Origin of the sequence: Bradyrhizobium genomosp. I (2014) (assembly GCF_000261685.1) — a bacterium.
Lineage (GTDB): Bacteria > Pseudomonadota > Alphaproteobacteria > Rhizobiales > Xanthobacteraceae > Bradyrhizobium.
In genome coordinates this window covers 1-9716 of the sequence record NZ_AJQE01000038.1, presented here as the reverse complement: position 1 = coordinate 9716, position 9716 = coordinate 1, and the positions used below count along the sequence as shown (strand labels likewise).

The following is a 9716-nucleotide window of genomic DNA, read 5'->3' as shown; positions in this document are numbered from 1 at the left end:
GGCGAGACTGCCCCGCCGAACTTTCGCGGACCCTACGACCAGCGTCCGCAACACGTGCCGAGCCAGGGACCAAGCCAGGAGAGCCGCGAAGTCGCCGACATCCACCAGCGGCTCGACGCGATCACCCAGCAGATCGAACGGATTTCAAAGCCCGCTCCGCGTCAGGACGTCTCGCGCGAGCAGGGCGTCGCGCGCCAGCTCAATGACGCGATCTCGCGGCTCGATGCGCGCCTGTCGCAAATCTCCCGTCCGCAGCGGCAACCGCAGCAGCCGCAGGCCCCCCGCCCTGCCCCGGCCGACACGCGCCAGCGCCAGGCCGATGCCGTCGAGCGCGCGGCCGCGCAGGTCTATCGCAGCTCACCACCCCTGAGCCCGGCATCGTTCGACGTCGCGGTCGCCGAGATCACCGCGCGCCAGAGCGAACTCGACGGCTTTACGCCCAGGCAGATGCCGCCGCGTGCCGCACCGTCGATCGCGCCCAATGCAGCTCCCTGGGCCGCTCCTTCGGCACCCCCGATGGCGCCGCCCGCGCCTGCCTACACGCCGCCGCCACCGCAGCCGGGGCCGGACTTCTCGTCGCTCGAACGCCATCTGCTCAGGATCACGAGCCAGATCGAGTCGCTGCAGCGTCCCGACAATACCGAGCAGGCGATCGCCGCCTTCCGCAGCGAGCTTGCGGAAATCCGTGCGGCCATCACCGAGGCGATGCCGCGGCGCGCGATCGAATCGATCGAGAACGAGATCCGCTCGCTGCACCGTCGCATCGACGAGACCCGGTCCAACGGCACCGACGGTCAGGTCCTGTCCGGCATCGAGCATGCGCTGTCCGACATCAAGCAGGTGCTGCGCACGCTGACGCCGGCCGAGCAGCTCACCGGCTACGACGAGGCGATCCGCAATCTCGGTGCCAAGCTCGATCTGATCCTGCGCGCCAATGACGATCCCTCGACAGTGCAGCAGCTCGAAGGCGCGATCTCGGCGCTGCGCGGCATCGTCTCGAACGTCGCGTCCAACGAGGCGCTGGCACGGCTTTCCGATGACGTGCAGCTGCTGTCGTCCAAGGTCGACCAGATCACCCGCGCGTCCGGCCACGGCGACGGTTTTGCGGTGCTGGAGCAGCGCATCGCCGCGCTCACCGCCGCGCTCGAAACCCGCGAGCGGCCCCAGCCATCCGAGAGCACCGAGCATCTGGAAGCCGCGATCCGCGCGCTGTCGGACCGTTTCGACCGCATGCAGGTCGGCAACGATTCCACATCCACCTTCGCGCATCTCGAGCAGCGCGTCTCCTATCTGCTGGAACGGATCGAAGCCGCCTCCGATCCGCGCAACGGCAATTTGAGCCGCGTCGAGGACGGGCTGCACGACATCCTCCGCCACCTGGAGCGGCAGCAGGCGACCTATGCGGCCCTCGCAGAAAGCCGCAGCTCGGCGCCGCCGGTCGATTCGGGCGTGGTCGATCTCGTCAAGCGCGAGCTCTCCGACATCCGCTTCAGCCAGGCCGAGACCAACCGCAGCACCCAGGACTCGCTCGACGCCGTGCACAGTGCGCTCGGCCACGTCGTCGATCGCCTCTCCATGATCGAGGGCGATCTGCGCGCAGTGCGCACCGCGCCGCCGGCCCCTGCACCGCAGCCGATACCGATGCCGATGGCCGCGCCGATGGAGCCCGCGCCGGTGGCGCGTGAGCCGCGACCGCAAGCACAGCCGCCGAAATACGATCCGAAGCCGGAGCTGCCGAACCCGGCTGCCATGCAGCAGCCGCCGCACTCCGCCTTCGTCGCCGCGCCGCGCGAATTCCACGCCGCCGCGCCCGCCGTCCCGCCGCCGGCGGCACCGCAAGTCGCACCACCCTTGCCGCCGCGTGCGATCAGCGAAATCCTGGAGCCGCACACTGCCCCCGGGCGGGCCGCGCTCGCGCCGGAATTGCCGCCGGATCATCCGCTCGAACCGGGCACGCGGCCGGGCGGGCGCGTTGCCACGCCGTCCGAGCGCATCGCCGCCTCCGAAAGCGCGATCAGCGAAATCCCCGCCGCACCGAAAGAGCCGGTGTCGTCGTCGAGCTTCATCGCGGCCGCGCGCCGCGCGGCACAAGCTGCCGCCGCGCAGCCGCCCGAGAAGCCGGCCCGTGGCGCCAAGGCCGCGATTGCCCGCGCCAAGGACAAGGGCCAGGAAGGTGCCTCGACCATCACCTCGAAGATCCGCTCGCTGCTGGTCGGCGCGAGCGTGGTCGTGATCGTGCTCGGCACCTTCAAGATGGCGATGAACCTGCTCGAAGGCGGCGGCCCGTCACCGACGCCGCAGGCGATGCAGGACAATCCGAGCGAACCGGCACCGCAGGCCGCGCCATCGCCGGTCGAGACCAGGCCAGCCGCGCCGGAACAGATCACGCCGTCGATGACCTCGCCGACGCCGATCGGACGGCAATCCCAGAACAACGCCCCGCCAGCACCTGCCGCCAATCCGGGCAGCTCGGCCTCGGTTGAAATCCCCCCCGCTCCGGCGGCGGCGGTGCCGCCGCCGGCCTCCAGCGACGTCACCGGCGCGCTGTCGGGCACGAGCCGCGCCAGGCTCGGCCTCGTCCAGGTGCCGCCGAGCGAGCGACTGCCTGACGGTATCGGCGGCCCTAGCCTGCGCACCGCCGCGATGAAGGGCGATGCGACCGCGGCCTATGAGATCGGCGTGCGCTTTGCGGAAGGAAAGGGCGTCGCCACGAATTACGACGAAGCCGCGAAATGGTACGACCGCGCGGCGCAGGCCGGCGTGGTGCCCGCGACCTTCCGCCTCGGCACGCTCTACGAAAAGGGCCTTGGCGTGAAGAAGGACGCCGACATCGCCCGCCGCTACTACACGCAGGCCGCCGAGCGCGGCAACGCCAAGGCGATGCACAATCTCGCGGTGCTCGATGCCGACGGCGGCGGCCGCGGCGCCAACTACAAGAGCGCGGCGCAGTGGTTCCGCAAGGCGGCCGATCGCGGCGTCGCCGACAGCCAGTTCAACCTCGGCATCCTCTATGCCCGCGGCATCGGCGTCGAGCAGAACCTCGCCGAATCCTACAAATGGTTCAGCCTGGCGGCCGCGCAGGGCGACGCCGACGCGGCCGGCAAGCGCGACGACGTCGCCAAGCGCCTCGACCCGCAATCGCTCGCCGCCGCCAAGCTCGCGATCCAGACCTTCAGCGCCGAGCCACAGCCCGACGACGCCGTCAACGTTGCGACCCCGAACGGCGGCTGGGACAGCGCGCCGCAGGCGAGCGCAAAGCCGGCGCCGAAGCAAGCCGCAACCAAGCGCTCGGCTTCCGCGGCGCATTAAGCGGCTTCTTGTCGTCGCCCGGCTTGACCGGGCGACCCAGTATTCCAGAGGCCGGCGTTGAGGAGCTCGCTGTCACAACAACGGGCGCGGCGTACTGGATGCCCCGGTCAAGCCGGGGCATGACAGCGGAGAAGGTGGCGGGAGCCGCGGCGCGCGGTGAACAGCCGACTGATCTCACTTGACGCATTCACCACGCGCGAAGTTCCCGGTCCCGCCCGCCAGCGAATTCCGCTATTGAGGGGCGCGGCAATCGTTCCGTCCTTTCCGCGAGCATTCCGCGTTCGTCGATCCATCTCGCCGGTGCGTGGTTCAATGCAGCTCTATCTTCCGATCGCCGATCTTCCGGTCAACGTCTTCCTGGTGCTGGCGATGGGCGCCGCGGTGGGCTTCGTGTCCGGCATGTTCGGGATCGGCGGCGGCTTCCTGATGACGCCGCTTCTGATCTTCATCGGCATCACGCCGGCGGTCGCGGTCGCCTCCGTCGCGAGCCATATCGCGGCCTCGTCCTTTTCCGGCGCCCTCTCCTACTGGCGACGGCGCGCGATCGATCCGGCGCTGGCAAGCGTCCTGCTCTGCGGCGGCGTGGCGGGCACGACGCTCGGCGTCTGGACCTTCACGCAGCTGCGGGCGCTCGGCCAGCTCGACCTGATGATCGCGCTCTCCTACGTCGTGCTGCTCACCACCGTCGGCAGCCTGATGTTCTCGGAAGCCCTGCGCGCGTTGATGCGGACCCGGCGCGGCGCGCTGCCGCCACGGCGCACGCACAACTGGATCCACGGCTTGCCGCTGAAGATGCGGTTCAAGCGCTCGAAGATCTATCTCTCGGTGATTCCGGTCGTGGTCGTCGGCATCGTGATCGGCTTCATCGGCGCCATCATGGGCATCGGCGGCGGCTTCATCCTGGTGCCGATCATGATCTATCTGCTGCGGGTGCCGACCTCGACGGTGATCGGGACCTCGATGGTGCTGACGCTCGTCACGATGCTGTTCGCGACCATGCTGCACGCCGTGACCAACCACCTCGTCGACGCCGTGCTGGCGCTGATCCTGATGGTCGGGGGCGTCACCGGCGCCCAGTTCGGCGCCCGCGCCGGCCAGAAGATCCGCGGCGAGCAGCTGCGGTTGCTGCTCGGCCTCTTGATCCTCTCGGTCGGCGTCCGCTTCGCAATCGAGCTGGTGATCCAACCCTCGGATCTCTTCACCATCCGCGAGCTCGGAGTGAGCGGATGACGCGCACGCTCCTCGCAATCGTTCTCGTCCTGCTGCTCGGCGGCGCTGCGCGGGGCGAGCGGCTGATCGTGTCGGTCTCCAACCACCGCGTCACGGTGACACCGAATTATTCCGGCGAGGAGCTGGTGCTGTTCGGCTCGGTCGAGAGGGACGCCACGACGCCGGCCGACCGCACGGCTTACGATCTCGTCGTCACCGTGAGGGGCCCGCGCGCCGACATGGTGACACGGCGCAAGGAGCGCACCTTCGGCATCTGGATCAACACCGACTACCGGCAGTTCCTGCACGTGCCGAGCTATCTCGCGCTGTTCGCCAACCGCCCCTTCGATGCGATCACCTCGCCCGAGATCGCACGGCGGCAGCAGATCGGGCTCAACAACGTGCTGCTGACGCAGCGGGTCGGCGGCGATTACGCCGACGTGGTGCCGAACGACGCGTTCCGCTCGGCCTTCATTCGCCTGCGCACCGAGCGCGGCCTCTATCGCGAGGATCCGAGCGCGGTGACGTTCCTGACGCCGACGCTGTTCCGCACCGGCATTCCACTGCCGGCGGAGGTGCCGATCGGGACCTATGAGGTCGAGATCAAGCTGTTCGCGACCGGTGCATTCATCGGCAAGACCGAAACCGCATTCGAGATCGTCAAGGTCGGCTTCGAGCAGTTCGTTGCGACCACGGCGCGGCAGAACGGGCTGATCTACGGCCTCGCCACGGCGGCGATGGCGCTGATGACGGGATGGATGGCGTCGATCGTGTTCCGGAAGGATTGAGGGGGCGCGTCCTGCCTCCCCACCGTCATGCCCGGGCTTGTCCCGGGCATCCACGTTCTTGGGCGCGGCGACAAAGACGGGGATGGCCGGTCAAGCCCGGCCATGACGAGGAGAAGAGAGCGAGTTACACAACGTTACGGCGCCTCGACCACCGTCGGCACGCCCGGCTCCAGCAGGCGCAACCGCGTCCCGAAGCCGAGTACGTCGAAGGTCTTGCGCAGATCCTCGCCGTTCTGGCGGAAATGCGCCCAGCCTTCGGTATGCAGCGGCACGATCATCGCGTCGGGAAAGGCACGCGCGGTCTCGATGGCGTCGTTGGTGTCCATGGTGAGATGGAACGGCCCGCGCGTCTGCGCCGCGCCCGCGAAGGGCAGCACCACGCCGCACTTGAAGCGGCGCGCGACCTCGGCGACGCCGTCGAACCAGGTGGTGTCGCCGCTGATATAGACCGCGCTGGTATCCTCCCGGCTCGACGACACCACGAAGCCGATGACATCACCCGACAGCGGCTCGATGCCGGCCGGGCCGTGGCGCGCGGGGGTCGCGGTGATGGTCAGCGTGTTGCCGTCGTCGTCCCTGAGATGCGCGACGCTCCAGGGCGCGAGGCCCTCGACATGACCGCCGAGGCGCTTTGCGCCCGCCTCCGTCGTCAGCACGCGCTTGACCTTGAAGAGATAGTCGCGGCCGGAATTGTCGAGATTGTCGGAGTGCTGGTCGTGGCTGAGCAGCACCGCGTCGACCGGTCCGATCGCGTCGGGCCTCATGGCAGGTCCGATCGTCTTCTCCAGCTTCACGTGCGGCAGTTGATAGGCGCCGGGCGCGTCGAACGTCGGGTCGGTGAGCAGGCGGAAGCCGTCGATCTCGATCAGCGCGGTGGGTCCCCCGATCAGGGTGATGGAAACGGGCATGATGAACTCCTGTTACGAGACGGGCTTCGCGGGGCGCGTCACCAGATAAATGCCGAGCGCCACCGGAATGATCCCGAGCAGATCGCGGGCCTCGACGTGCTCGCCGAGCACGAGGAACGCGAACAGCATGCCGAGCGGCGGCATCAGGAAGTGATAGGCGCTGGCGGCGGTAGCGCCACACACTTTCAGGAGATGAAACCAGAGCCAATAGGCGAGGATCGAGCCGCCCAGCACGAGAAACGCGAAGGCGCCGATCAGGCTCGGCATGAGGTCGATCGCGTGGATATCGGCGAAGGCGAACGCGACCGGCGTCAGCACGATGCCGGCAGCCAGGTTCTGCACGCCGTTGCCGATCCACAAGGACCCCTTCGGCGCCAGCAGCTTGAACAGGATGGTGCCGGCCACGATGGAGGCGAGCGAGGCCAGCGTGAAGACGATGCCGTGCAGGCTGTCAGTGCCGACCGAGAGGCGATGCCAGACGATCAGGGTGACGCCGATGATTCCGAGAAGAAGTCCGCCTGCCTTGCGCCAGGTCATGCCCTCGCCGAGCAGCAGGGCCGCCAACGCGGCGGTGAATACCGGATTGGCCGAGACAATCAGGCCGCCGAGACCGGCGGAGACCGATTGCAGCCCGGTATAGCCGAGGCCGAGATAGAGCGCGTTGTTGGCGATGCCGAGCACCGCGAAGATGGCGGCATCGCGCCAGGACAAGGACCAGCCCTCGCCGCGGATCAGCGTCGCACCCAGGATCAAAATGCCCGCGAGCGAGAAGCGCGCGGCGAGCAGGATCAGCGGCGGGCAATGGGTGACGCCGATCTTGCCGGCGACGAAGGCGTAACTCCAGAGCAGGCAGAACAGGCCGATGACGAGCGGCAACGTGTTGAAGCGGCTGCTCGGGACCGAAATCGAGGGGGCGAGCGACATGAGGGCATTCTCGGATGTTGTCTTCTGGCCTCGATCTAGGGACGTCGCTTGTCATTTGGAAATTAAATGATTAACTTTGCATCAGTGGATTTTCGAATGGAGGCGGCGATGCTCGATCTGGAGCTCCTGCGCAGCTTCGTCTCGGTCGTGGAGGCCGGCGGCTTCACTCGCGCCGGCGAGCGCGTCCACCGCACGCAGTCGACCGTGAGCCAGCAGATCAAGCGGTTGGAGGAGGATGTCGGCCAGGTGCTGCTGCACCGGGACGGCAAGGACGTGCGCCCGACCGAGGCCGGCGAGCGGCTGCTCTCCTATGCGCGGCGGCTGCTCTCGCTCGCCGAGGAGGCGCGCGACGTGCTGCGCCAACCTGGTAGCGAAGGCGCGATCCGGCTCGGCATTCCCGAGGATTTCGCGGCGTATCGGCTGACCAAATTGTTGGGGGCGTTCTCGCGCTCGCATCCGGGCCTGCGGCTCGACGTGCGCGCCGACCAGAGTAAGCATCTCGCCCGCGATCTCGAACGCGGCGAACTCGACCTTGCGCTGTTCAAGCGCGCCGCCGGCGAGAAAGGCGCCATCGCGGTGTGGCCCGAGCGGGTGCATTGGGTCACCAGCAAGAGCCATCCGGTGGATGTCGACGCCGCATCCGTGCCGCTGATCGGTTTCCCGACCGGCTGCCTCTACCGTGCCGGCGCCATCCACGCGCTGGAAAGCATCGGCCGCGCCTGGCACATGGCCTATTCCTCGTCGAGCCTCGCCGGCATCCAGGCCGCGGTCGCCGCCGGCATGGGCCTCAGCATTTTGTCGGAGATGTCGATCCAGTCCGACCACCGCGTGCTGACGGCAAAGGAGGGCTTTGCACCGATCAGCAAGACCGAGCTCGCGCTGATGGCTTCGCCGGATGCGAGCCCGGCAACGCTGCGGCTTGCGGATCGTCTCGCGGAGTTTTGCGATGCGGTGCAGACGAAGGCGGCTTGAGCGCGCTGGATCTCCGACACCTCTCAATTCGCTGCGGACATCAGTTTGTCGCCGCAAGCATTTGCGTAGAACCTGCCGCCGCATTGGCGCTTGATTGCAGCGCAGCGGGCTGCGGGCGACGCATTCTGCGGGACCGTAAAGCCACAACTGAGGCCATCGGCGCTGCGACCGGGTTTGCCGGCGGCAAACGCCGCGCTGGATGCGCCGATGCAGACGACGAGCAGGGTCGCAGTGGCGATTTCGATCGGCAGTCGCGTCAGCATTCTCATGGGGCGCCTCCACACTGATGGCTGAATCTTTCGTAATCTAGCACCGAATCCCGGTTTCTCCGCACTTGTCCGGGTTCCCAACTCGGCCCGTTCCTTGCATAAATTTACGCCATCGCAGTGCTCGGCCGCACGGGCGGCAGTTCCGATGCGAAGGCAGGGCGCGTAGAGTGAGCAGTGTTTCTTACGACCAGGAAGTGACGGCTTTGCAGGATTCATCGTTCCAGCCCAGTTCTCCCGCCCCGGGGCAACCCATCGACGAACTCGCGCTGGCTGAGATCAAGGGCGCGATCCTGGCGAAGCTGCGCCTTGCCATCGGCAAGGACGCGGGCATGGCGACCAGGCACGACTGGTATCAGGCCGCGGCGCTCGCGCTGCGCGACCGCATCGTGCATCGCTGGCTCACGGCCGAGAAGCATAGCTACGATGCGGGGCGCAAGCGGGTCTATTATCTCTCGCTCGAATTCCTGATCGGTCGCCTGTTCTCCGACGCACTCAACAACATGGGGCTGCTGAAGATCTTCGAGGTCGCGCTCGGCGATCTCGGCGTGTCGCTGCCGGAGCTGCGCAAATGCGAGCCGGACGCTGCGCTCGGCAATGGCGGCCTTGGCCGCCTCGCCGCCTGCTTCATGGAGAGCATGGCGACGCTGTCGATCCCCGCGATCGGCTAGGCCATCCGTTACGATTACGGCCTGTTCCGCCAGATCATCAACCAGGGCTGGCAGCAGGAATATCCCGACGAATGGCTGAGCTTCGGCAACCCCTGGGAATTGCAGCGGCCGGAGGTGATCTACGATGTCAATTTCGGCGGCGGCGTCGAGCATGTCGACGACAAGGGCCGCGATCGCGCAATCTGGCATGCCGGCGAGACGGTGCAGGCGATCGCCTATGATACGCCGATCGTCGGCTGGCGCGGCCATCACGTCAACGCGCTCCGCCTGTGGTCGGCGCGCTCGCCCGATCCGCTGAAGTTAGATGCCTTCAACAAGGGCGACTATGTCAGCGCCAGCGCCGAGCAGTCGCGCGCGGAGGCGATCTGCAAATTCCTCTATCCGAACGACGAGAGCCCGGCGGGCCGCGAGCTGCGGCTGCGCCAGGAATATTTCTTCGTCTCCGCTTCGCTGCAGGATCTGGTCAAGCGGCACCTCGCCTCCGACGGCCAGCTGCGCAGCCTGTCGTCCAAGGTCGCGGTGCAGCTCAACGACACCCATCCGAGCCTTGCCGTCACCGAGCTGATGCGGATCCTCGTCGATTTGCACAATTTCCGCTGGGACGAGGCCTGGAAGATCACGGTCGCCACGCTCTCCTACACCAACCACACGCTGCTGCCCGAGGCGCTG

The 9716-nt window shown here is 67.6% G+C and carries 7 protein-coding genes and 1 pseudogene; 5 read left to right on the top strand and 3 right to left on the bottom strand.

The genetic code is table 11. From position 1 onward, the window contains the following. The 3 genes from IC50_RS03900 to IC50_RS03890 all read left to right on the top strand — a co-directional run. A partial coding sequence (locus IC50_RS03900; protein ID WP_050990874.1) for a tetratricopeptide repeat protein occupies window positions 1-3309 on the top strand: 3309 nt, incomplete at its 5' end. 312 nt (window positions 3310-3621) lie between these two features. Continuing rightward, on the top strand, window positions 3622-4539 hold the full coding sequence (locus tag IC50_RS03895; protein ID WP_035700653.1) for a sulfite exporter TauE/SafE family protein: 918 nt from the start codon (window positions 3622-3624) through the stop codon (window positions 4537-4539). Next, window positions 4536-5306: a TIGR02186 family protein gene (locus tag IC50_RS03890; protein WP_035700650.1), complete on the top strand. Its 771-nt coding sequence runs from the start codon at window positions 4536-4538 to the stop codon at window positions 5304-5306. Before IC50_RS03895 ends, IC50_RS03890 begins: the two co-directional genes overlap by 4 nt. 134 nt (window positions 5307-5440) lie before the next feature. Here IC50_RS03890 and IC50_RS03885 read toward each other — a convergent pair whose 3' ends face one another. Both IC50_RS03885 and IC50_RS03880 read right to left on the bottom strand, forming a co-directional pair. Next, the gene (locus IC50_RS03885) at window positions 5441-6214 is read right to left on the bottom strand and encodes an MBL fold metallo-hydrolase (protein ID WP_035700648.1); all 774 of its coding nucleotides are present in this window, start codon (window positions 6212-6214) and stop codon (window positions 5441-5443) included. Between the two features lie 12 nt (window positions 6215-6226). After that, complete coding sequence (locus IC50_RS03880) at window positions 6227-7138, bottom strand: DMT family transporter (RefSeq protein WP_035700645.1); 912 nt, start codon at window positions 7136-7138, stop codon at window positions 6227-6229. 108 nt (window positions 7139-7246) lie between these two features. On the opposite strand from IC50_RS03880, the gene IC50_RS03875 reads away from it, so the two are divergent. Continuing rightward, window positions 7247-8110 (top strand): LysR family transcriptional regulator, encoded by an 864-nt coding sequence (locus tag IC50_RS03875; protein ID WP_035700659.1) that lies wholly within the window; start codon window positions 7247-7249, stop codon window positions 8108-8110. Window positions 8111-8133: 23 nt separating this feature from the next. On the opposite strand, the gene IC50_RS41920 is transcribed toward IC50_RS03875, so the two are convergent. Continuing rightward, window positions 8134-8379, bottom strand: coding sequence for a hypothetical protein (locus IC50_RS41920; protein ID WP_035700642.1), 246 nt, complete (start codon window positions 8377-8379; stop codon window positions 8134-8136). 203 nt (window positions 8380-8582) lie between these two features. Here IC50_RS41920 and IC50_RS03865 point away from each other — a divergent pair. Continuing rightward, a pseudogene (locus tag IC50_RS03865) lies at window positions 8583-9716 on the top strand (glycogen/starch/alpha-glucan phosphorylase); the annotation flags it as partial.